Annotated in this window: 25 protein-coding genes; 14 read left to right on the forward strand and 11 right to left on the reverse strand. The window is 72.5% G+C overall.

All coding sequences use genetic code 11. The features are described 5' to 3' along the window. Window positions 1-72 precede the first annotated feature (72 nt). Window positions 73-738, forward strand: a complete 666-nt coding sequence (locus OH804_RS11310) for a GNAT family N-acetyltransferase (RefSeq protein ID WP_406064914.1) — start codon at window positions 73-75, stop codon at window positions 736-738. On the opposite strand, the gene OH804_RS11315 is transcribed toward OH804_RS11310, so the two are convergent. The 3 genes from OH804_RS11315 to OH804_RS11325 all read right to left on the reverse strand — a co-directional run bounded on the left by OH804_RS11315 (window position 732) and on the right by OH804_RS11325 (window position 3283). After that, a complete protein-coding gene (locus tag OH804_RS11315) occupies window positions 732-1664 on the reverse strand; it encodes a hypothetical protein (RefSeq protein WP_406064916.1) in 933 nt (310 codons plus the stop codon). The genes OH804_RS11310 and OH804_RS11315 overlap by 7 nt on opposite strands. Then, window positions 1651-2934 carry a hypothetical protein gene (locus OH804_RS11320; protein WP_406064918.1) on the reverse strand — a complete coding sequence of 428 codons (1284 nt, stop codon included), beginning with the start codon at window positions 2932-2934 and terminating at the stop codon, window positions 1651-1653. Before OH804_RS11320 ends, OH804_RS11315 begins: the two co-directional genes overlap by 14 nt. Window positions 2935-3037: 103 nt before the next feature. Further along, a complete protein-coding gene (locus OH804_RS11325; protein ID WP_406064920.1) occupies window positions 3038-3283 on the reverse strand; it encodes a flavin reductase in 246 nt (81 codons plus the stop codon). 213 nt (window positions 3284-3496) lie between these two features. On the opposite strand from OH804_RS11325, the gene OH804_RS11330 reads away from it, so the two are divergent. Together OH804_RS11330 and OH804_RS11335 are read left to right on the forward strand one after the other, a co-directional pair. After that, a complete protein-coding gene (locus tag OH804_RS11330) occupies window positions 3497-4264 on the forward strand; it encodes a DUF5753 domain-containing protein (protein ID WP_406064922.1) in 768 nt (255 codons plus the stop codon). Further along, a complete protein-coding gene (locus OH804_RS11335; RefSeq protein ID WP_406064923.1) occupies window positions 4255-4446 on the forward strand; it encodes a DUF397 domain-containing protein in 192 nt (63 codons plus the stop codon). Before OH804_RS11330 ends, OH804_RS11335 begins: the two co-directional genes overlap by 10 nt. Window positions 4447-4541: 95 nt before the next feature. On the opposite strand, the gene OH804_RS11340 is transcribed toward OH804_RS11335, so the two are convergent. Then, a complete protein-coding gene (locus tag OH804_RS11340) occupies window positions 4542-5774 on the reverse strand; it encodes an MFS transporter (RefSeq protein WP_406064925.1) in 1233 nt (410 codons plus the stop codon). 68 nt (window positions 5775-5842) lie between these two features. Here OH804_RS11340 and OH804_RS11345 point away from each other — a divergent pair, with 68 nt between their 5' ends. From OH804_RS11345 to OH804_RS11380, 8 genes are all read left to right on the forward strand, one after another. Further along, window positions 5843-6358 carry a MarR family winged helix-turn-helix transcriptional regulator gene (locus tag OH804_RS11345; protein WP_406064927.1) on the forward strand — a complete coding sequence of 172 codons (516 nt, stop codon included), beginning with the start codon at window positions 5843-5845 and terminating at the stop codon, window positions 6356-6358. A 73-nt stretch (window positions 6359-6431) separates the two neighbouring features. Continuing rightward, on the forward strand, window positions 6432-6947 hold the full coding sequence (locus OH804_RS11350; RefSeq protein ID WP_406064929.1) for a DUF2087 domain-containing protein: 516 nt from the start codon (window positions 6432-6434) through the stop codon (window positions 6945-6947). 52 nt (window positions 6948-6999) lie between these two features. Further along, window positions 7000-7476 (forward strand): MarR family winged helix-turn-helix transcriptional regulator, encoded by a 477-nt coding sequence (locus OH804_RS11355; protein WP_196923130.1) that lies wholly within the window; start codon window positions 7000-7002, stop codon window positions 7474-7476. 75 nt (window positions 7477-7551) lie between these two features. Continuing rightward, a complete protein-coding gene (locus OH804_RS11360) occupies window positions 7552-7965 on the forward strand; it encodes a DUF6069 family protein (RefSeq protein WP_406064931.1) in 414 nt (137 codons plus the stop codon). 241 nt (window positions 7966-8206) lie between these two features. Next, entirely contained in the window at window positions 8207-9892 is a 1686-nt protein-coding gene (locus OH804_RS11365; protein WP_406064933.1) for an ATP-binding cassette domain-containing protein, read from the forward strand. A gap of 30 nt (window positions 9893-9922) precedes the next feature. After that, window positions 9923-10420, forward strand: a complete 498-nt coding sequence (locus OH804_RS11370) for a GNAT family N-acetyltransferase (protein ID WP_406064936.1) — start codon at window positions 9923-9925, stop codon at window positions 10418-10420. A 94-nt stretch (window positions 10421-10514) separates the two neighbouring features. Further along, on the forward strand, window positions 10515-10940 hold the full coding sequence (locus OH804_RS11375; RefSeq protein WP_406066504.1) for an Hsp20/alpha crystallin family protein: 426 nt from the start codon (window positions 10515-10517) through the stop codon (window positions 10938-10940). A 71-nt stretch (window positions 10941-11011) separates the two neighbouring features. Then, on the forward strand, window positions 11012-12010 hold the full coding sequence (locus tag OH804_RS11380; RefSeq protein ID WP_196923127.1) for a tyrosine-type recombinase/integrase: 999 nt from the start codon (window positions 11012-11014) through the stop codon (window positions 12008-12010). 28 nt (window positions 12011-12038) lie between these two features. On the opposite strand, the gene OH804_RS11385 is transcribed toward OH804_RS11380, so the two are convergent. The 4 genes from OH804_RS11385 to OH804_RS11400 form a co-directional block, all read right to left on the reverse strand. After that, a complete protein-coding gene (locus OH804_RS11385) occupies window positions 12039-12446 on the reverse strand; it encodes a RidA family protein (protein ID WP_196923126.1) in 408 nt (135 codons plus the stop codon). A 32-nt stretch (window positions 12447-12478) separates the two neighbouring features. Then, window positions 12479-12850 carry a VOC family protein gene (locus OH804_RS11390; protein WP_196923125.1) on the reverse strand — a complete coding sequence of 124 codons (372 nt, stop codon included), beginning with the start codon at window positions 12848-12850 and terminating at the stop codon, window positions 12479-12481. A 61-nt stretch (window positions 12851-12911) separates the two neighbouring features. Further along, window positions 12912-14075, reverse strand: a complete 1164-nt coding sequence (locus OH804_RS11395) for a PQQ-binding-like beta-propeller repeat protein (RefSeq protein ID WP_406064939.1) — start codon at window positions 14073-14075, stop codon at window positions 12912-12914. Between the two features lie 31 nt (window positions 14076-14106). Next, window positions 14107-15810, reverse strand: a complete 1704-nt coding sequence (locus OH804_RS11400) for an acyl-CoA dehydrogenase family protein (RefSeq protein WP_406064941.1) — start codon at window positions 15808-15810, stop codon at window positions 14107-14109. 146 nt (window positions 15811-15956) lie between these two features. Between OH804_RS11400 and OH804_RS11405 the strand changes: the two genes are divergently transcribed. From OH804_RS11405 to OH804_RS11415, 3 genes are read left to right on the forward strand one after another with little or no spacing between them, the layout of a single operon-like run. After that, on the forward strand, window positions 15957-16415 hold the full coding sequence (locus OH804_RS11405; protein WP_196923121.1) for a DUF4878 domain-containing protein: 459 nt from the start codon (window positions 15957-15959) through the stop codon (window positions 16413-16415). A 31-nt stretch (window positions 16416-16446) separates the two neighbouring features. Then, window positions 16447-17595, forward strand: coding sequence for a low temperature requirement protein A (locus tag OH804_RS11410; protein ID WP_196923120.1), 1149 nt, complete (start codon window positions 16447-16449; stop codon window positions 17593-17595). A gap of 23 nt (window positions 17596-17618) precedes the next feature. Then, a complete protein-coding gene (locus OH804_RS11415; RefSeq protein WP_406064944.1) occupies window positions 17619-18791 on the forward strand; it encodes a low temperature requirement protein A in 1173 nt (390 codons plus the stop codon). Here OH804_RS11415 and OH804_RS11420 read toward each other — a convergent pair. The 3 genes from OH804_RS11420 to OH804_RS11430 are packed head-to-tail and all read right to left on the reverse strand — an operon-like array spanning window position 18758 to window position 21710. Then, window positions 18758-19474 (reverse strand): thymidine kinase, encoded by a 717-nt coding sequence (locus tag OH804_RS11420; protein WP_124821847.1) that lies wholly within the window; start codon window positions 19472-19474, stop codon window positions 18758-18760. The genes OH804_RS11415 and OH804_RS11420 overlap by 34 nt on opposite strands. A 56-nt stretch (window positions 19475-19530) precedes the next feature. Continuing rightward, the gene (locus OH804_RS11425) at window positions 19531-20925 is read right to left on the reverse strand and encodes an MFS transporter (RefSeq protein ID WP_196923118.1); all 1395 of its coding nucleotides are present in this window, start codon (window positions 20923-20925) and stop codon (window positions 19531-19533) included. Between the two features lie 17 nt (window positions 20926-20942). Beyond that, on the reverse strand, window positions 20943-21710 hold the full coding sequence (locus OH804_RS11430) for a glycerophosphodiester phosphodiesterase (protein ID WP_406064947.1): 768 nt from the start codon (window positions 21708-21710) through the stop codon (window positions 20943-20945). Window positions 21711-21767: the final 57 nt, after the last annotated feature.

Consider the following 21767-nt stretch of genomic DNA (forward strand, 5'->3'; position numbering starts at 1 on the left):
TCCCTTCAGCCGAGCCAGCCCTGGACAGGGCGGGTCCGCAACGCGCGAGGCCGTCGGCTCGATAATGGGCGAATGCCGCTGCTCGTCGCACCCGCCCTGCCCGCCGGTAGCCTCGCCGCCCACGAGCAACCCCACCTTCCGGTACGCCCCGGGCTGGCGCTGCGACCGTGGCGTGACGACGACGCCCCGGCCGTCCGGGCCGCCTTCGACTGTCCGGTGATCCAACGCTGGCACGTGCGTCGCCTCGACAGCGACAACGAGGCACTGTCGTGGACAGCGCAGTGGGCCGGCCGTTGGCGTGACGAGAGCGCCGCCAGTTGGGCGGTCGTCGACGCCGACGACCGGCCCGTCGGTCAGGTGGGGTTGCGCGACGTGCTGCTGACCGAGGCGTCGGCGCAGGTGTCGTACTGGGTGGTGCCCACTGCGCGCGGCCGGGGGATCGCCACCGAGGCGCTGCTCGCCCTGACCCGGTGGAGCTTCACCCGGGGCGGGTTTCACCGGCTGGCGCTGGAGCACTCGACCGGCAACGCGGCGTCCTGCCGGGTGGCCGGGCGGGCCGGTTTCGCCGAAGAGGGCGTGGCCCGCCTGTCGGTGCGTCACGCCGACGGCTGGCACGACATGCACCGGCACGCACGGTTGGCGACCTTGATGGAGTCAGGGGCCGACCGGGACGGTGGTGGTCGTTCCGTTGGTGTCGGTGACCCGGACCTCGGTGGCGGTCGCGGGCAGCATCAGTAGGGGCAGGTACGCCCGTCGCGCACCATCTGCGCGTACTCGGCGCCGGTGATGCGCAGCCGGTCGGTCCTGGTGCCGTCCTTGGCCCGACAGCCGTTCAGCGAATTGAGGTAGATCCAGGTGTGGGCCGCGTCGTCCGCGCGCCCGGTCACCTCGAACGGCTTGTCGCCGGGTGCCGAGATCACCATCGTCTGGCGTCGTCCGTCGGCGAGGTAGTCCAATTCCAGTCGCCATCGGCAGTGCTGCTTGGCGCTGAGCGCTCGTACCTGAATGACGTTCTTCTCACCCCTGGGCAAGGTGATCTTGTGGGTGGCGAAGAACGGGGCACCGGCATCCTCGCCCTCCGGGTCCTCGACGAGCATCCGGGGATTCGGTCGATCCACATGTGTCACGAGGATGACCTTCTCGGAGGCGCCCTGGGAGTCGTTGGGCTCCCGGATCCCGGTGAGCGGAGGGCGGCAGGGCTCGACGAGGACGGGCCGGAGGTCGACGGCCTCCACGGCCTCGTCCCGGGTGCCGACGAGGGTGATCTCCCAGGTGCTCCGTTCGATGTCGACAGCGCCGGCCTCGACGGTCGGATCGTACGGGCCCCCAGCGTACGGGCGCGCAGCGTCCAAGCGCGCCAGGTCGGCGCCGGCGGGGTAGACGTAGCCGAGCGCGCCCTCCTCCGGGTAGGGGACGTGCTTCAGGTCGAGGACGACGAGTGGTCCCCGGCCGGCCAACTCCTCAGCCAGCTCGTTCGCCGGTTTCCACTGGTTGATCATGCCGAGAACGACGGCGCCGAGCCAGGTGGCGACCGCACCGACCACGATCGTCAGCAGCCAGGTGACGGGACGTTTCCACCAGGCGACCGGTGCCGGCGCGGGGGCCGACACCGGGGCCAGCGCGGCGACCTTACGGCGGCGCGGACGCTTGTTACGTGGACTCATGGACCGGAGTCTCCCGCGAATCAGTGGACGTGTCGGTGGACGTGTCGGTGTCGAGGAGCCGACGGGCCAGCAGCACGGGCAGCGCGACGAGCCAACCCCAGGCCGCGCCGAAGCGCAGCGCGGAGGTCAATTGCAGGCCCAGGGACTGCCAGGGCGCGCAGCCGGTGGGGGAGTCCGCAACCGCACAGTCGGCCAGGACGTCGGACGTCGCAGTCAGCGCGGACGCCGCGATCGTGGCACCCCAGCAGACGACCACGAGCCCGAGGCGATGCCCGGAGTTCGGCAGGCCGGAGAGCAGCGCCCAGAGCAGGAGCCACAACGCCAGAAGCAGGGCGACGGCGAGCACCGACCTGTGCGCCCACACGTCCATCGACAGCGGATTCAGCTCGGCCTCGTGAGTCAGCCGGTACTCCACGTCATCGCGTCCGCGTGGCGGCGCGGACAGGGCGGGGCGATACAGGAACACCCTGAGCAGCGTCAGAAATCCTCTTTCGGAATAGCTGTCCCAGACCGCCTGGGTGCCGTTGACCAGCATGAGCACCAGCACCGGAAGGACACCGGCCAGGGCAAGGTTCGCGCTGCGTCCCCGCACGTCGCCGATCAGCGGAACCCACGCTGCCGGCTCGATGTCGTCAACCGATCCCTGAGCCTCGTCGTCGACCGCGTCCTGGGCCTCGTCTTGACCTTCTTCGGTGTCTTTGTTCAGCCGGTCCAGCAGCAGTATCGCCAAGCTGGTGCAACCCACCAGGGATGCGTTCATGCCCGCGAACAGACAGCCGAAGAAGAGGGCGTCGGACGTCCAGCCGGTCAGCGTCAGGTGCGCGCTGGCGAGAAGCGTGGAGTGGTCCAGTGCCTCGTTGGCGTACCAGCCGGTGGGGGAGGTGTGGACACGGAGCACGAAGGTGGCCCACCAGAGCAGGTCCCCGATCGCCGTGGCGGTGAGGGCGGCGGCCGCGCCGGTCATCGCCGCGACGAACGGGTGCGTCCGTCGGGTGACGAGGCCGCAGGCCAGGTACGTCGACACCCCGATCAGCAGGATCACGACCCAACGGATCAGCGGCGCCACCGCGTCCATCATCGGGGCGGTCGTGGGGTCGAGGGGGGCGAAGAAGACGTACCCCTTCGCGACGAGGGTCGGGAAGTCAACGGCGGTGCGCGTGAAGGTGATCGGCTCCGCCATCGAGCGGACCTTGACGGTGACGCTCAGGTACAGCAGCGCGGCGGCCACCGTGGCGAGCACGGCGACGACAATCCTGAATGGGCGGCTCATCTGGCCGGCCTCATCCCGGGGCGGGTCGTCACGCCGTCAGTCTCTCGCATCGCGCTGCCTCGCACAGACCCGTCCGTGCCCCGCTCGGGGGTCTGACGCTGGGTCAGCGGGTTTCCGCCCAGCCGACGAAACGCGGGGTCAGGTCGGGCAGCGCGACGTCCGGGTTGAGCTTGGCGAGGTCGACCTCGGCTGTCTCCTGGACCTTCGCCAGGTGGATCAACAGGCCCGGCCGATCCCTGCGGTACTCGCCGAGCAGGCGCAGCTTCGCGGCCGAGCACGGCCACAGGATGCCGCAGACCGGGCAGCGCCACGACGGTCGCAACGGGGAGTGCTTCGGACGCTCGGGCATCAGCTCACCGCCACGATTGCGCGACGCCGGTCCGCTGTGGACGTGGGGGGCACGACCTGCACGCTGTCGCGCCTCACGAACAACTCGTTCTGCACAGCTTCTCCTCCTCGTTGCAGCGCCGTCTACACCGCACTTTGCCGGGGGTTGCTGGACAAACACACAGCGTTAACTAATCTTCTCGGTGCAGCGGATTTGTTCCAGGGGAGGGACGGCATGAACCACGCCTTTGTCGCGGCGCTGGCTGCGGCGGGTCACACCGCCGAGAGCCTCGCAGGTCAGCTCGGCGTGCACCCGAAGACCGTCGCCCGGTGGGCAAACCCGGGGCACATTCCCCAGAGCCGACACCGTGCGACAGTGGCGGGGCTGCTGGCGAAGGACGCCGACGCGCTGTGGCCGGACGTGGTCCGTCGCCGCGAGCCGGTGTGGTTCCGGCCGTGGGTCGACCTCGAACGCGAGGCCGTGACGCTGCGGTCGTTCCAACTCGCGTGGGTGCCCGGGCTGCTGCAGACCGAGGCGTACGCCCGGGCGACCCTGGCCGGCGGGGTGCTGACGCCGGAGGCGGTCGCCGAGTTCGCCGAGGCGCGGATCAACCGGCAGGCGATCATCGGCCGGGGCGGCGGCCCGTTGCTGATCGCCGTGCTGGACGAGGGGGTGCTGAGGCGGCGCGTCGGTGACGACAGCGCGTTGATGGCGGTGCAACTGGCGCGCCTGCTCGGGCACGCCGAGGCGGGCTCCGTGCAACTGCACATCGTCCCGGCGGACGCGCCCAGCTACCCGGGGCTCGACGGACCGTTCACCATCGCCGACATGCCGGACGGGTCGCGGGTCGCGCACGTCGACAGCGCGGCACGGGCGCAGATCCTCGATCAAACGTCGGATCTTGTTAGCCTGGAACGACGGTGGGAACGTATTCGCGGCGAAGCCCTGCCCCGAGGGCGCTCGTTGGACCTTCTCAGAGAAGCGGCAGCATCATGGACATGACCGGTGCGCGGTGGCGGAAGAGCACGAAGAGCGGCGGCAACGGCGGTGACTGTGTCGAGGTTGCCGCCAACCTTCCGGGCGTGGTCCTGGTCCGTGACACGAAGGACCGCGACGGCGGCACGCTGACCTTCAGCCCGCAGTCGTGGCGTAACTTCGTCGCGATGACCCGCGACGCCGGCTGACCGACCACATCGCGACGGAGGCTCCCGGCATCGGCCGGGAGCCTCCGTCGTGGGTGGGCCGGACGTCGGCCGTCGCGCACCGACGATCGATCGGATCAACGGACGACGGTGGGTTCGGCCGGTTGCGGTTGCGGGGTCGCCGGCCAGGTGAGTCGGCGTACGCCGGGCACGAGCGCGGTTCCCGCGCAGGAGGCGAGGACCAGCAGGCCCGCCACGGCCAGCGGCACCGGTGCGCCGAACGCGTCGGCGGCCAACGGCGCCAGCGCGTAACCCAGCGGCATGGCGCCCAACGACACCAGCCAGTCGTACGAGGTGACCCGGGCCAGGACCTCCGGCGGGAAGTGGTGCTGCACGACGGTTTCCCACACCGGGTTGAGGTAACCGAGGGCGGTCAGCGCCACCGCGTAGGCGGCGATCACCGCGGGGGCGGGCGCGGCGACGGCGAGCAGGAACAGCGGCGCGGCGTAGCAGGCCAGCCCGAGGTTGGCCAGCAGCACCGGCCGGTGCAGTCGGACCCGCCCGGCCAGCAGTGATCCGGTGAGCATCCCGATCGCGCCGGCCTGCAACAGCAGCACCCAGGTCGTCTCGCCGCCCAGGCGCTCGATGGCGACGGCCGGCCCGAGGGTCATCAGCACGGCGGCGGCGCCGTTCCACACGCCGTGCCCGAGCAGGCTGGTCCAGAACCAGTCGCGGGCGCGTACCTCGCCGAAGCCGTGCCGCAGGTCGGCGAGGACGGAACGGCGGGGCACCGGCACGTGGCGGACCCGCACCAGCGCGAGCAGCATGGCGCTGAGCGCGAACGACGCGCCGTCCAGGATGAACGCCCAGCCGGGCCCGGCGGCCCAGATCAGCGCGCCGGCCAGCGCCGGCCCGGCGAGGCGGCTGGTGTTGGCGGTGATCCCCATCAGGGCGTTGGCCCGCTGCCGGTCGGCCGGCTCGACGGTGCCGGCGACCAGCGGAGACGCGGTCGGAATGGCGAACGCCGAGGCGGTGCCGCCGAGCACGGACGCCACCACCACTGTGGTCAGCGACGGGTCGCCGCCGAGCAGTTCCACGCCGACCGCGAGTTGCGTCGCGCAGCGGACCAGGTCGGCCAGGAGGGCGACCCGGCGGGCGTCGAACCGGTCGGCAACCACACCGCCGAACGGCAGGAGGAGCAGCCGGGGGACGACCGCCGCGGCGAGGACGACGGCCAGCGCGCTGGTGGAACCGGTGGCTCGCAGGACTGCCAGCGCCAGGGCGGCAGGCACCACCGCGTCGCCGAGAGCGGAGATGGTGCGACCCAGGAAGAGCAGCCGGAAGGAGTGGTCGCGCAGTGGGTGAGCCATGACCAGAAGATACTTCGACATCGAATATTTCGGCAATGAATATTTTGGCGCCGAGTTAAACTGGCGCGGTGACCACCACCCCGGACGCCGTCGACCGGCACATCGAACGCTGGCTGCCCGTGGTGCCCGACCTCGACGCGGACGTCGAGGGGGCGGTGACCAGGATGATCCGGCTGACCCGGCATCTGCGGACCGTCAAGGAGCGGGTTCTGGTCGATCTCGACCTGTCGGCCCACGAGTACGACACGCTGCACGCCCTGGCCGGCCGCGGTGGTCGGGCGGCACCCTCGGACCTCGCCGCGGACCTTGCGATGGCGCCCGCGTCCATCACGGCGCGGGTGGACGCGCTGCTGCGGCGGGATTTCGTACGCCGGATTCCGTCGACAGTCGACCGTCGGCGCGTCGACGTGGCGCTCACCGAGGCGGGTCAGGCCGCCTGGCGCGGGGCGATGGAGGTCCAGGGCGCCGAGGAACACCGCCTGCTCGGCGCGCTCACCGCCACCGAGCGGCGACACCTCTCCGACCTGCTGCGCCGGGTGCTGCTCGTCGCCGAGCAGCCGCAGAGCGCGCCGGAGACCGACTGAGCGGACCGCCGCCGACCGAGCGGGCTGGAAATCGCGTGGCGGTCCGCGTACCGCTGATGGAAGGGTGACCGGCGTGACTGCGCATGCGCTGGCCGGGGCCCTGGCCGACGACGGACGGCGACGGATCTTCGCGGCGATCGTGCTGGGTGCGACCAGCGCGACTGAGGCCGCCGAGCGGACCGGCCTGCCGGCGCGGGTGGTGCTCACCGGGGTTCGCCGGCTCACCGACGCGGGCCTCGTCACCGGCGCGGACGGCGCGCTCGCGGCCGACGAGGCGTCGCTGCGGGCCACCGCGCGCGACGGCCGCCCCACCGACGACGCCGAGCCCGGAGCCGACCCGGTGCTGCGGACCTTCCTGCGCGCGGGCGTCCTGGTGAGTCTGCCGGCGCAGCCGAGCCGGCGGCGGGTCCTGCTCGCCCACATCGCCGAGCGGTCGTTCGAGCCGGGCACCCGCTATCCGGAGCGGGCCGTCGACGACGCGCTCAAGCCGTGGTGCGTCGCGGGAGGGTCGGATCACGTGACACTGCGCCGGTACCTGATCGACGAGCAGTTGCTCACCCGCGAGCGCGGCGTCTACCAGCGGCTCTGATCGTCCGCCGCGCGAACAGTCTCCTTGCGGAGGATCTTGCTAGCCTCGGCGCATGACCTCCTGCACGCCCTCCGATGGCCCGCCGGACCTGTTGTTCCTGCTCTCCTGGGCGAGTCACGCGTTGCAGACCGAGCACGCCGCCGGGCTGGCCGAGCTGGGCATCTCGCCGCGGGCGCACTACGTGCTGGCGCAGGCCCACACCGGTGAGCTGACCCAGCGTGAGATCGGTGAGCGGTGCGGTGTGGACAAGACCACGATGGTCGTGACGCTCGACCAGTTGGAGCGGGCCGGGCTGGCCGAGCGCCGTCCGGCGCCAACCGACCGACGGGCCCGGCTGGTCGCTGTGACTCCGGCGGGGGAGCAGGTGCTGGAGCAGGCGCAACAGGTGGTCCGGCGCATCCAGGACGACCTGCTGGCAACTCTGCCCGAACAGGACCGGGAGGCGTTCCTGCGGGCTCTCCTGGCGCTGGTGGGCGGGCCGCTGGCCAACACCTCCCCGTACGCGCCGGGCGCCCGCTCCGGCTGTTAGTTCCGAGAAAGATAGTTCCGGACAAGACTATCTGCTACGGTCGTACTCGTTCGTTTCCCTGAACGAGGAGCCGTCATGAGCGCTGCCACCGTCACGACCCCCGCGCCCTCACCACTGCGCCGCCGCGCCCTCGGCGTCGCCGCCGCCGTCGTGGCCCCCCTGGCCATCTGGGCAGTCGGCGCGCTGGCCGGCGTCGACTACACCGTCGAGAGCCCGGGCCAGCCCGCCACCGTCATCGGGGCCGGCGCGATCGTCATGATCGCCCTGGGAGCCGCCCTGCTCGGCTGGGCGGCGCTGGCGCTGCTGGAACGGTTCGCCACCCGGGTCGCTCGACCGGTCTGGATCTCGCTGGCCGTCATCGTGACGGTGCTGTCCTTCGTCCCGGTGCTCAGCGTCGAGGCCACCGGCGGCGCCAAGCTCGCCCTCGGCGCGACGCACGTGGCAGTGGCGGTCGCGTTGATCGCCCTCCTGCCCCGCCCTCGCCGATAAGGGGCTGGCATCCCCCGCCCACCTCGTGTCGCGCTGACCACGGGGTGGGCGAAAACCCTCGGGAGTTGACGCGCCGAGGTTGCTAGCATCGCCGTCATGGCACGAGGTATCTGGTCGCAGAAGGTCCGCTCCGCCCGCTGACGGCGGCGCCCTTCCTCTGCTGAATCCGCGCTCGCCGTCCCGGTTCCCGCCGGGCGGCCGTCAGTCGCTGCCCGGCTCCATCGCGAGCTGCGGAGCACCGTTGAACCTCACCCCGAACCCCGAAACCATGTCCCGGCCCGTCGATGCCGGCAGCGCGCACGTGCGCGCCACCGACGTCACAGTGACCCGCGGGTCCCGTCGCGTCCTGACCGACGTCTCGGTCACCGTCTCCGCCCGGTCGCGGGTGGCGGTCGTCGGCGAGAACGGTCGCGGCAAGACGACGCTGCTGCACGTCCTCGCCGGGCTGATCACGCCGGACGACGGCACCGTGCAGCGGGCCGGCACGATCGGCCTGGCCCGCCAGGAGTTGCCCGCCCGCGACGGCGAGACGGTCGGCACCCTCACGTCCGAGGCGCTGGCCGCGTCGCTTGCCGCCCTGGCCGCGCTGGACGAGGCGACCCTCGCCCTGACCGCTGGCGATCCGGGCGCCGAGGACCGCTACGCCGCCGCGCTCGACGCGGCCACCCGGCTCGACGCGTGGGACGCCGAACGCCGCGTCGACGTGGCACTGGAGGCCCTTGACGCCTGTGCCGACCGCGACCGCCCCCTGGCGACGTTGTCGGTGGGGCAGCGCTATCGGGTGCGCCTGGCGTGTCTGCTCGGCGCGCGGCACGACGTGCTGCTGCTCGACGAGCCGACCAACCACCTCGACGCCGACGGCCTGGACTTCCTGACCCGCCGGCTCCACGAGCACGACGGCGGTCTCGCGATCGTCAGCCACGACCGGGCCCTGCTGCGCGACGTCGCCGACCGGTTCCTCGACCTCGACCCTACCCACGACGCGAAGGCGCGGCTCTACGCCGGCGGATATGACGCCTGGCAGGAGGCGCGGCGTCGCGAGCGGGAGCAATGGCAGCAGGAGTACGAGCAGCAGCAGGCCGAGCACCGACGGCTGCAGGACGCGGTGTCGAAGGCCCGCGATCGGCTCTCCACCGGCTGGCGGCCGGACAAGGGGACCGGCAAGCACCAGCGTCAGTCCCGCGCGCCGGGCGTCGTGCAGGCCCTGAACCGGCAGCAGGACGCGCTCCAGGCGCATCGGATCGACGTACCGAAACCACCGCCGACGCTACGGCTGCCGGACCTTGGCGTACGGCCGGGCGCGCCGCAGGTACGCGCGCAGGGCGTCGCCGTCGACGGGCGCCTCGCCGGCCCGGTCGACCTCACCATCGACGGCGGTGACCGACTGCTCGTCACCGGGCCCAACGGCGCCGGGAAGTCCACACTGCTCGCGGTACTCGCCGCAGCGCTCGAACCCACCGACGGGCACGCCTGGACGGCGAGGGAGGCCCGGGTCGCCCGACTCACCCAGGAGACCGCCGGTCAGGCCCCCGACCTCACCGCCGACGAGGTGTACGCCCGCCAGGTGGGACGACTGGTGTCGCGTGGTGTGCTTCCCGCCGCCGAGGCCGTGCCGCTCGGGTCGCTCGGGCTGCTGGACTCCGCCGCGATGCGGACGCCGGTCGGGCGGATGTCGCAGGGCCAGCAGCGCCGCCTCGACCTGGCGCTGGTGCTGGCCGGGCGGCCCACGCTGATCCTGCTCGACGAGCCGACCAACCACCTGTCGTCGACAGTGGCCGACGAGCTGACCGCCGCGATCCGCGACACGAGCGCCGCCGTCGTCGTCGCCACCCACGACCGGCAGTTGCTGCGGGACCTGGCCGACTGGCCGCTGCTGCGCATCGGTGAGCCCCTGACACCGGGTGCACGGACCCGGGCGACCGGATAAAGCCGTTGACCGGGCGGTGATGATCAACAGGTGACCGTTACCGCCCGGCCCACCTGGACGACCAGCACCAGTCGGCCCGACCACCCCGACGCTGTGCTCCTGCTCCGCGAGTACATGAGCGAGATGGTGGTTCGCTATCACCGTCGCCCGGCCCTGCCCGGCGAGGTCGACGCGGCCCTCGCCGAGATGCCCAGCGACGACCTGGCCGAACCGTCCGGGCTGCTCCTGCTCAGCCACCACGGCCCCGACCTGGCCGGTTGCGCGGGGCTTCGCTGGCAACCCGGCTGGGCCGAGCTGACCCGGGTGTTCATCCGCCCCGAGCACCGCGGCGCGGGTGGGGGCGCCGCCCTGTTGGCCGCCGTCGAGAAACAGGCCCGTGCGGCCGGGGCGGACCGGATCCGGCTCGACACCCGGCACGACCTGGTCGAGGCCCGCGCCCTGTACGCCCGGCACGGCTACGCCGAGATCCCGGCGTACTCGCACGGCCCCTACGCCGACCACTGGTTCGAGAAGCGGCTGAGCAGTTGACGTCGGCACGCGGACGCGCTAAATAAGAAGAGGAAGTTGAGTCACCCCGGCTCAACTCATCACCTTCGGCCAGGAGAACCGAGGAGGCATGACGATGTTGATGCGTACCGACCCGTTCCGCGAGATCGACCGGCTCGCCGAGCAGTTCTTCGGTACGGCGGCCCGCCCCGCGACGATGCACCTGGACGCCTACCGCGACGGCGACCACTTCTACGCGGCGTTCGACCTGCCCGGCGTCGATCCGGACACCATCGACTGCACCGTCGAGCGCAACGTGCTCACCGTCCGCGCCGAGCGTCGCCGGCCCGCCGGCGACGGCGTCGAACTGGTCGCCGCCGAACGCCCGATGGGCACCTTCACCCGGCAACTGTTCCTCGGCGACACACTGGACACCGACAAGCTGGAGGCCGGCTACGAGAACGGGGTGCTGACGCTGCGCATCCCGGTCGCCGAGCGCGCCAAGCCCCGCCGGGTGACCATCCAGTCCAACGGCGCCGCCCGCCGAGAGATCAACGCCTGACCCGACACGGTGACGGGTGGGACCGGCGCGCCTGCACGCCGATCCCACCCGAGGCTGAGAGCCTTTTTCACATGGTGTTCTCCGACGCTCCGGTGCTCGCCCGCCCGTCCGCGCCACCGGCGCTGCCGAGCGGGCCGGTCGAGGTCACCGAGGCGTGGCTGCGCAACCGGCGGCTGTCCGAGCACACCCGCGACGCCTACCGGCGTGACGTCACCGGCTGGCTCACCTGGTGCGCCGGCCGCGACCTGGACCCGCTGCGAGCCACGTTCCTGCACGTCAACGAGTACGCCCGCGCGCTGGAGAGCAGCGTCGGCGCCCGCAGCGGCCGCCCACTGACCCCGGCGACCGTCGCACGCCGACTCTCGGCGCTGTCCAGTTGGTACGACTTCCTGGTCAAACTGGGCGCAGTCCCGGCCAACCCGGTCTCCGGCGCCGACCGCCCCCGCGTCGACCGGGACCACTCCGCCACCGTCGGGCTCACCCCCGAGGAGGTGGACGCCCTGCTCAGCGCCGCCGACGCGGACACCGGCGCGACCGCCGTACGCAACCGGGCGGCGCTCGCGCTCCTCGCCGACCTGGGTCTGCGGGTCGGGGAGCTGATCTCGCTGGACCTGACCGACCTCGGCACCGAACGCGGCCACCGCAGCGTGCGCTTCGTCGGCAAGGGCGGCAAACAACGTCGCCGCGCCCTCACCCCCGGCACCGGGCACGCCCTGGACGCCTACCTGGCCCAGCGGGCCGCCGCCACGGGCGTGCCGGTGCCGCAGCTCACCGGCCCGCTGCTGGTCACCGCCAGCGGTGCCCGGCTGGACCGGCACTCGGTGTTCCGGATGGTCCGTCGGCTGGCCCGCGCCGCCGGCATCCCGGCCTGGGCGAAGCTGTCCCCGCACTCGCTGCGGCACGCCTTCGCCACCACGGCCCGCTCGGAGGGCGTGCCGTTGGAGGACGTGCAGGACGCCATGGGGCACGCCGACCCGCGCACCACCCGCCGCTACGACCGGGACCGGCACAACCTCGACCGCGACCCCGCCTACGCGGTGTGGGCCGCCCGGTCTCGTCGTCGCGGCTGAGTGCTACGCGCCCGACGCCGGGTGTCGATCAGTCGAGAACCGCAGTGGCTTCGACCTCGACGAGGAGATCAGGCTCGCCCAGAGCACTGACACCCAGCAGCGTGATGGGCTTGACCAGGTCAACTCCCAGCTTCGCACCCGCCCGAGCGACGCCTTCGCCCAACAGGGGCATCTTGTCGGGTGACCAGTCGACGACGTAGATGGTCAGTTTCGCCACGTCGCCGAAGGACCCACCGATCTCGGCCAGGGCGGTGCCAATGTTGAGATAGCACTGCTCGACCTGGGTGGCGAGGTCTCCCTCGCCGACTTTTCGCCCTTCGGCATCGCGGGCCACCTGACCGGCGAGGAAGACCAGCCGGGACCCGGTTGCGATCGACAACTGACGGTAGACGTCCGGCTTCGGCAACCCGTCCGGATTGACGAGAGTGATGGCCATGCTGACTCCTTCTGTCGTTGCGCCGGGCCGTCTCAGCCCTGTGGGCGGGGGCAGATGCAGAACGGCTGCCCGATCGGGTCGAGCAGCACCACCCACCGCTCGCCGCCGGGCTGGAAGGCCGGCTTCGACGCGCCCGCGGCGACGAACTTCTCCTCCGCCGCCGCCAGATCGTCGACGTAAAGGTCCAGGTGGTAGCGCTTGTCGCCGGTCTCGTCCGGCCACGAGGGCGGTCGGTAGCCCTCGACCAGCCCGAAGCCGATGGAGACGCCACCGGAGCTGATCATCGCGTACTCCGGTTGGCTGTGGGTGACCTCCCAGCCCAGCGCCTCGTGGTAGAACGCGGCGTGGCCGGCGGGATCGGAACTGTCGAGGTTGACCATCGCGAGGTCGGCAGAAGCTGTCACGCCGGCAGTATGCCGCCGGGGCCCGACAACCATGGATCGCGACACCCGGCCTGAGTGGTGGTCAGCGGGCGTCGAGGGGCCAGAACGTCACCTGAGCCGTGCCGTCGCGGCAGACCAACCCGGCCCCGACCCGCCGGCAGTCGGTCACACCCGCCGGAAGCACCGCTGACACCCGATGACCGTCGCGTCCCACAGTGGCGACCAGGGAGCGCCTGCCGTCCGCCGCCATCCCCAGCACCACCAGGGGTCCCGCGGTGACCCGTGGGCCCGCCACCGTGCGCCAGCGCACCCCGGCCGGCCACGTCCACACCCGCACCCCGGTGCCCGCGTCGATCGCCCAGCGTGCCTGCTCGTCCTGCCCGCAGATCAGGCCCTGGCAGGGCCGCAGGGTCAGCTCACCCGCCTGCACCGGCGCCTGCCAGCGCGGCGCCAGCCCGGGCAGGTCGTACCCGGTCAGCGCCACCGCGCTGCCACTCGGGTGGCGCAGCACCAGGTGCGCGCCGACGACCTGGGGGTTGTCCGGCCCGTAGTCGGCCGGCGGCAGCCGACCCCGCCCGCGTTCGGTGCCGTCGCGGGCGTCGAGCAGCCGGGCCAGCCCGTCGTCCTGCAACAGCAGCAACTGCCCCGGCAGCGCCCGCAGCACCGCAGTGGAGGGCACCGGCACCGACCACCGGGTCGCGCCGGTCGCCGGCTCGACGAAGTGCACAGTGCCCTCGACCCGACGTCCCGGCTCGGAGGCGCTGCGCACCTCGCTCACCGCGACCACAGCGTCCCCGACCGCGTACACCCGCTCGGGTCGCCGCCACACCGGCTGGCCGGTCCGCATCGACCGCCCGGTGGTCGCCCGCGCCCCGCGCGCCTGGTCGCGTTCGACAAGCAGCAGCAGGTCACCGGCGACCTCGGCGGACCATCCGGCGGCCGGCGGCACTGTGACCCGCCACCGCGGCGGCCCGTCCGGCGCGGCCCAGTCGTAGGCGCTCAGCGTCGGTGGGTTCGGGTCGGGGTCGACGACCAGCAGCAGCGGCCCCGCGCCGAGCACTGTCGCCCGGGCCGGCACCGCCGGACCGACCTGGGGCGTCAGGCGCGCGGCCGGGGCCGCACCGCCGAGCAGCGCACAGACCGCCACCAGCGCCGCCAACCGCCAACCGGGGGACACCGGCGGCGGTGCCCGGCGCTCGTCCAGGGGCGCGCCCCGGTCGTCACCCAGCTCGATCAACACCGACATGAGCGCCCACCCGTCCGCTCGCGCCGGCCGGTCAGCAGAGCAGGTCGAGGTGGTGGTGGGCGTCCTCGGCGATCTCCTCGTGCCGCAGCCAGCGGCGCGCCCACAGCCGGGCGGCCAACTCCGCCTGCTCGTCCCCCCACGCGGCGTGCTCGACGAGCAACGCCGCGGTCAGCGCGTACGCCAGGCGCAACGCCAGACCACGGGCGCCCGCGAGCACCGCCGACGCGGTCGGGTCGACGGTCACCGCGGTGATGGTCTCCTCCAACTGCGCGGCGACGGTCGCCAGGGTGTCGGCCAGCACCGGTGACAGCGGCCGAGCGAGGTCGACGGCGGCGGCGAGCCGGCGCAGCAGCGGTGCCCCGGCGTCCTCCCGGGTCAACGCGCGCAGCACGTCCAGGGCCAGGACGTTTGTGGTGCCCTCCCAGATCGGCAGCACCTGGGCGTCGCGCAGCAGCCGGGGCACGCCGGTGTCCTCCACGTAGCCGGCCCCGCCGAAGCTCTCCACGTACTCGCTGGCGGAGCTGACGGCGAGTCGGCCGGTGGCCAGCTTCGCCAACGGCGCCACGATGCGCAGCTCCGCAGCTGCCTCCGGGTCGGCGCCCACCTCGACCCGACCGAGCAGGGCGAAGGCGTGCCCCGCCAGGGCGAACGCGCCCGCCGCGTCGACCGCGAGGGTGCCCAGGGTGGCCCGGTGCAGGGGCGAGGACGCCAGCGGACCACCGGCGACGTGGCGCACCTCGGCGTACGCGCGGGCGTAGTCGAGACCCCGTCGCATCCCGCCGGCCGCCGCCGCGGCGTTGTGCACCCGGGTTACCACCACCAGGGTCATCGCCCGGACCAGACCGGGCACCGCCGGGTCACCCAGTGGCAGGGCGTACGCGTCGCGCAGGCCGATCTCGGCGGTGGGCAGCGCCCGGGTGCCGAGCTTGTCCTTGAGGCGGTGCACTGTGACACCCGGAGCGGGTGCGCCCGGCGCCGCGCCGTCGGCCAGTGGTGAGTCGACCGCGTACCGAGGAACGAGGAACGGGGCGAGCACCCGGCTGCCCCGCCCGGCGCCCTCCGGTCGGGCCAACGCCACCGCCATCGCCGCATCGGCGGCGGAGCAGAACCACTTCTCGCCGGTCAGCCGCCACGAACCGTCCGCCGCCGGTCGGCCGAGCGTGCTGGAGCGACCCAGGTCGGAGCCGCCCTGCGACTCGGTCATCCACTGGCCGCTGGTGATCGCCGTGGCCGGGTCCGTGGAGATCAGCCGGGGCAGCCACGCGTCGCGGACCGTGGCGTCGACGTCGGGCATGCTGAGTAGCGCCGCCGCCCCGTCGGCCATCGCCACCGGGCAGGAGAACGTCGCCGACTCCGGCCCGTACAGGTGCAGCAGGGCGTGCTGCACCACCCGCGCGGCGGCACCCCAGGTGCCCCGGGCGTCCGGCAGGTAGGGCAGCGCTACCACTGCGTGTCGGGCGGCGGCGGCGCGCTGCGCCTGCCAACCGGCGGAGGTGTCGATGCGGTCGACCCGGGCGCCCCACGGGTCGTAGCGGACCAGCGTCGGCGGGTGCGCCTCCGCGTCGGCGTGCGCCACGCGCAGTGGCCCGGTGACGTCGGCGGCCAGGTCCTCGAGACGGCCCTTCGCGGCGGCGTGCCCGCCCGGGCCGAGGTGACGCTCCAGCCAGGACCGCAGCAGGCCATCACCGGCGTACGGGTCGACGGGGGGTGGTACCGGCTGCACGAAGCGGCTCATCGATCGACTCCTGGCACTGCTCGGGGGTGTGCGCCGACGGTAGACGATGCGGGGCCGCCGCGAACAGGGCGCACCCGCCCATCGGGTGCACCCAGTTTCCGGCTTGTCGCCCGTCAGCGTGACGGTCTTCTCTACGGTCGGTAGTCATGGGTGCGGGCCAGTCGTGGAGCCGACCGGCCCGGCGTCACCGCCCGATGCGCACCGGGTTGGCGTTCGCCGGGTTCGGCGTGGCGCTGTGCTGCGTGGGGGTCGCCGGCTTGGGCGCCTGGAACCTGCAGACCGTCCGGCAGGCCGCCGGCCCGATCCGGGAGACCGCCGACAGCTTCCTCAGCGAGGTGGCCCTCGGCGACAGCGACCGGGCGTACGAGCGGCTCTGCGAGGACGCGCGCAGCCGCTGGAGCGCGATCGGCTTCACCAGTTGGGTGCGGACACCGCCGATGGTCACCGACTACGAGATCACCGACGTGTCGGTCGCCACCCGCAGCGGACGACCGCACGGCACGGTGACCGTGAAGGTGACCCGCGACGGTGGGCTCAGCGAGGAACGTCGCCTGCCGGTGGTCCGTGAGGACGGGAACTGGCGGGTGTGCGGTGACCCCTTCTAGGCCCCCGGTCGCCGCTCCGACACGCCCACAGTTGCTGCGACCACGCGAGGGGGTGCAGCCGACCACCTCGACGGAACTCTTCTTCGACCTCGTCTTCATCTTCAGCATCACCCAGCTGTCGCACTACCTGCTGGCGCACCTGGACTGGCGGGGCGCGGGGCGTACGGGCCTGTTGCTGGCGCTGGTGTGGCTCGTCTGGGTCTACACCACCTGGCTGACCAACTGGCTGCAACCGGACCAGGGGCCGGTGCGGACGATGCTGATCGGGGTGGGGCTGGGCAGCCTGCTGTTGTCAGCGACGATCCCGGAGGCGTTCGGCTCGACCGGCCTGCTCTTCGCGCTGGTCTACGTCATCGTGCAGGTGGGCCGCACCCTGTTCGCGTTGTGGGCGGTGCAGGGCAGTCCGTGGTTGGTGGCCGGATTTCAGCAGTCGCTGCCGTGGATCACCGGGACGTCGGTGCTCGTGGTCCTCGGCGGGCTGGTCGGGGGTGCCGCCCGGGACGCGGTGTGGGCGGCGGTGATCGTGATCGAGGTGATCGGCCTGTCGATCGGCTATCCGCTGCCGCGACGGGGACGCAGCCGACCCGAGCGGTGGATGGTGGAGGGTGGGCACCTGGCCGAACGGTGCGCCGCGTTCGTCCTGATCGCGCTGGGAGAGTCGATCCTGGTCACCGGCAGCACCCTCACGTCGCACGTGGACCTGGTGACGTCCGGGGCGTTCCTGCTGGCGTTCGGCGGTTCGGTGGCGCTGTGGTGGGTGTACTTCGCCCGCTCGGCCCCGGCCGCCACGGAGGTCTTCGCCCAGGCCGGGGAGCGCACCGGCGCGTTGAGCCGAGTCGCGTTCAACTTCCTGCACCCGGTGATCGTCGCCGGTGTCGTCGTCACGTCGGCGGCCGACGAGCGGTTGCTGCGGGAGCCCGGCGCGCCGGCCACCGCTGTCGACGTGCTGCTCACCCTCGGTGGTCCCGCCCTCTTCCTGGCCGGGCACGCCGCCTACAAGGCGCTGCTGTGGCGGACCCTGCCGACCAGCCGGCTCACCGCTGTGGTGGTCCTGCTGGCGTTGATGCCGGTCGGTGTGTGGTTGGAGGTGCCCGTCGCGGTGTGCGCCGCGGTGGCGTTGGCGGTGACGGTCGCCGTGATCCTGACCGACCGGTTCCGGTCACTGGCGGCCGCGCGGTGACCGGCGGTCCACTTCATCCGCAGTTGTTGCGCCCGCGCCGGGGCGTGGAGCGGACCACCTCCACCGAGCTCTTCTTCGACCTGGTCTACGTCTTCACGATCACTCAGCTGTCGCACTACCTGGCCAAGAACCTCAGCTGGCAGGGTGTCGGACGGACCGCGGTGCTGTTGGGTCTGATCTGGCTGGTCTGGATCTACACGGTGTGGGCGGGCAACTGGCTCCACCCGGACCGCGCACCGGTGCGGACCACGCTGCTGGTGGTGACCCTGGGCAGTCTGCTGCTCGCCGCCGCGCTGCCCACCGCGTTCGGCGCCAACGGTCTGCTCTTCGCTGCGGCGTACGCGGCGGTGCAGGTGGGCCGCACGGCCTTCTCCATGTGGGCGATCCGCGGCGAGCCCTGGCTCGGCGACAGTTTCCGGCAGTGCGTCGTCTGGGTCACCGGCACCTCGGCCCTGGCGATCATCGGTGGGCTGGTGGACGCCCCGGCCCGGGAGCTGATCTGGATCGCGGTGATCGTCGTCGACTCGGTCGGGCTGGCGACCGGGTTTCCGGTGCCCGGGATGGGTCGCAGCACGCCGGAGCACTGGCGGGTGGAGGGCGGGCACCTGGCCGAACGCTGTCAGGCGTTCATCCTCATCGCGCTGGGCGAGTCGATCCTGATCACCGGTGGGACGCTGACGCAGCGGCTGGACCGGGTGACGATCGCCGCGTTCCTCCTCGCCTTCGCGGGTTCGGTGGCCCTGTGGTGGGTGTACTTCGACCGGGCGCAGGCCAGCACGGCGGCGTTGGCGGCAGCGGGTGAGCGGGCCGGGCGGCTCTCCCGGCTGGTGTTCAACTATCTGCACCCGGTGATGGTGGGCGGCATCGTCGTCACGGCCGTCGGTGACGAGCGGCTGCTGCACGACCCCGGGGAACCGGTCGGCTGGGCGAGCGCGCTGGTCGTCCTGGGCGGTCCCGCGCTGTTCCTGGCCGGGCACGCCGCGTACCAGATGGCGCTCGGCGAGGCCGGGGTGGTCGCCCGGGTCGCGGCGACGCTGCTGTTGCTCGCGCTGTCCCCGGCGGCGGTGGCGTTGCGGGCACCGGTCGCGTTGGTCGCCGGGGTGGCGCTGCTGATCACGGTCGGGGTGATCGTGGCCGACCGGGTGTCGGCGCGCCGGGCCGCTCAGTCGCGGGGGCCGAGGTCGCCGCTGCGGTAGTGCCGGCGGCAGAGCACCTGGTAGCGCACCTCGGCGGTGTCGACGGTGTCGCCGATGACGACCTGGGCGCCCTCGCGGACGACCCGCCCGTCGACGACGCGGGCGTTGAGCAGGCCCTCTCTGCCGCACCAGCAGAGCACCTCGACCTGGATGCGGGCCACCTCGTCGGCCAGCTCGAACAGACGTTGCGCGGCGGGGAACATCCGCGAGCGGAAGTCGGTGGCCAGGCCGAACGCGAACACGTCGACGTCGTAGCTGTCGACCAGCTCGGCCATCTGCTCGACGTGCTCGACTGTGTAGAAGCACGCCTCGTCGCAGATCAGGTAGTCGACGCGTACCCCGTCGGCCCACCGGCCGCGCACCAGGGCCCGCAGGTCCAGGTCGTCGGTGACCTCGATGGCCTCGTGGGCCAGGCCGATGCGGGTGGTGACCTGCGGTCCCAGCGACCGGTCGATGCGGGTGGTGACCAGCCCGCGGCGGCCCTGCCGGGCGTGGTTGTAGTTCATCTGCAACGCCATCGTGGACTTGCCGCAGTCCATCGGCCCCCAGAAGAACTTCAACGCGGCCGCGTGCACCGGACGCCCGTCGAGCCCGCGCGCGGCCGCGCACCCGGCCGGGGCGTGTGGCTGGCCGGGGAACGGGTGGGCCAGGCAGGTCGGGGCGGTGGCGGCGTCGTCGGTCACGGTCGGGCAGCCTAGCCCATTGACCGGCCCGGATCGGTTGGGCGCGGGACCAGTGCTCAGAGCACCCGGGGTGGGGTGTTGCCCGCGGCGACGATGGCACGACGGATCGGCACGGCGGCGAGGAGCAGGAACCCGACCACGAAGAAGATCAGCAGTGAGACCAGGCCCACCCGGTATGAGGCGGTGAGTTGGAACACCAGGCCGAAGGCGAGCGGGCCGAGCCAGCTGGTGCCCTTGTCGCTGATCTCGTAGAAGCCGTAGTACTCGCCTTCCTTTCCGGCCGGGATGAGCTGGCTGAACAGCGACCGGCTCAGCGCCTGGCTGCCGCCGAGGACCAGGCCGATGGCCGCGCCGAGGACCATGAACGGCACCGGCGCCTCGGCCGGCAGCCGGAACGCGCCGATGATCACACCGGTCCAGAGCACCAGGCTGAGCAGCACGGTCTTCCAGGCGCCGATGCGCCGGGCCAACGCGCCGAGGCTCAACGCGCCCCCGAAGGCGAGGAACTGCACCAGCAGGATGGTGATGATCAGCGTGCTCTGGTCCAGCCGCAGCTCCTCGGTGCCGTATTGGCTGGCCAGGGTAATGACGGTCTGGATGCCGTCGTTGTAGACCAGGAACGCCAGCAGGAAGAACAGCGTCAGCGGGTACGCCTTGATCTCCCGTAGGGTGCGGCCCAGCTGCCGGAACCCGTCGGTGAGCACGTTGCCCTGCCGGGCCAGCGCCGCCGCCGCGCTGGGGCGTTCCCGTAGCCAGCGCAGCGGCACCAGGGTGAACACCGCCCACCACACCCCGGCGGAGACGATCGACCAGCGGGCCAGGTCCAGGGTGCGCTGCGGGTTGTCGTCCTCGCTGAACACTGTGACCGCGACCAGGTTGAACGCCAGCAGCAGGCCGCCGCCCAGGTAGCCCAGCGCCCAGCCGCGGCTGGAGATGCCGTCGCGTTCGTCCGGGCCGCCGAGCTGCGGCAGGAACGAGTTGTAGACCACGAGGGCCGCGCCGAAGGAGATGTTGGCGATCAGGAAGAGCGCCCCGCCGAGCAGGTAGCGGTCACCGGTGACGAAGATCATCGCCACGGTCGCGCCGGCACCGGTGAACGCGGCGCCACCGAGCAGCCGCTTCTTGTGCGCCGACCGGTCGGCGATCGCCCCGATCACCGGCAGCACGAATACGGTGAGGAACACCGACAGCGAGATCAGGTACGGGTAGTAGGACCCGGCCGCCACCCGGATGCCCAGCGGGTACACGTACCCGTCGCAGGTGTCCGCGCCCAACTCGCACCCGGCGGCCAGCTCGGCGACGGTGGTGATGAACGGGCCGAGGAACACCGTGATGACAGTGGTCTGGAACGCGGAGTTGGCCCAGTCGTAGATGTACCAGCCGCGCCGCTCCCGGCGAGTGCTCGCCGGAGGCGGGGTGTCGTCCACCGTGGGGGTCACGGTCTCGGCCATCGGGGGTCCTTCGACGATCAGGCGGCCCAGTGGCCGCGGCTGCGGTAGACGTCGCGCAGCACGCCGACGTGATCGGTCATGATGCCATCCACGCCACGATCCAGTAACTCGTGCATCTGGGCTGGTTCGTCGATCGTCCAGACGTGCACCTGCAGTCCGATGCGGTGGCAGTAGTCGAGGAACCGGCGGTCCACCACCGGCACCCGCCCGTAGCGCGGCGGCACCTGCGCGGCGACCACCGACGGCGGCAGCCGCAGCGGCCGACCGCGCAGGGAGGCGAGCCGCAGCCGGGCGACGCCGCGCATGCCCAGGCTGGTGGCGACCCGGCCCTCGGTGAGCGCGCGCAGCCGGGTCAGCCGGGCGTCGCTGAACGAGGCGAGCAGCACCCGGTCGCCGGCGCCGGCCCGGGTCACGCTCGCGACCGTTGGCTCGACGCCGCCGTCGGCCTTCACGTCGATGTTGAAGCGGACCTGCGGCCACGCCCCCAGCACGTCGTCGAGCCGGGGTACGACGGCGGCGCCGCCGACGCGTACCGAGGCGAGGTCGGCCCAGCTCATCTCGGCGATGCGCCCCGCCTCACCGGTGAGCCGGCGCAGCGTCGGGTCGTGGAAGATCACCGCCACGCCGTCGGCGGTGGCGTGCACGTCGGTCTCCACGTACCGGTAGCCCAGCCCGATGGCCCGGGCGAACGCCTCGGTGGTGTTCTCGTCGCCCTCGGCGGCGCCGCCGCGGTGGGCGAACGCCAGCGGCGCGGGCGCGTCGAGGTAGCCGAATCGGGTCAACACGCGACGCAGTATGCCCCCGGTTGGTGGCCGACGGGTGGCCGGCGGGGAGATTCCCTT

The organism is Micromonospora sp. NBC_00860 (assembly GCF_045207375.1).
Lineage (GTDB): Bacteria > Actinomycetota > Actinomycetes > Mycobacteriales > Micromonosporaceae > Micromonospora > Micromonospora vinacea.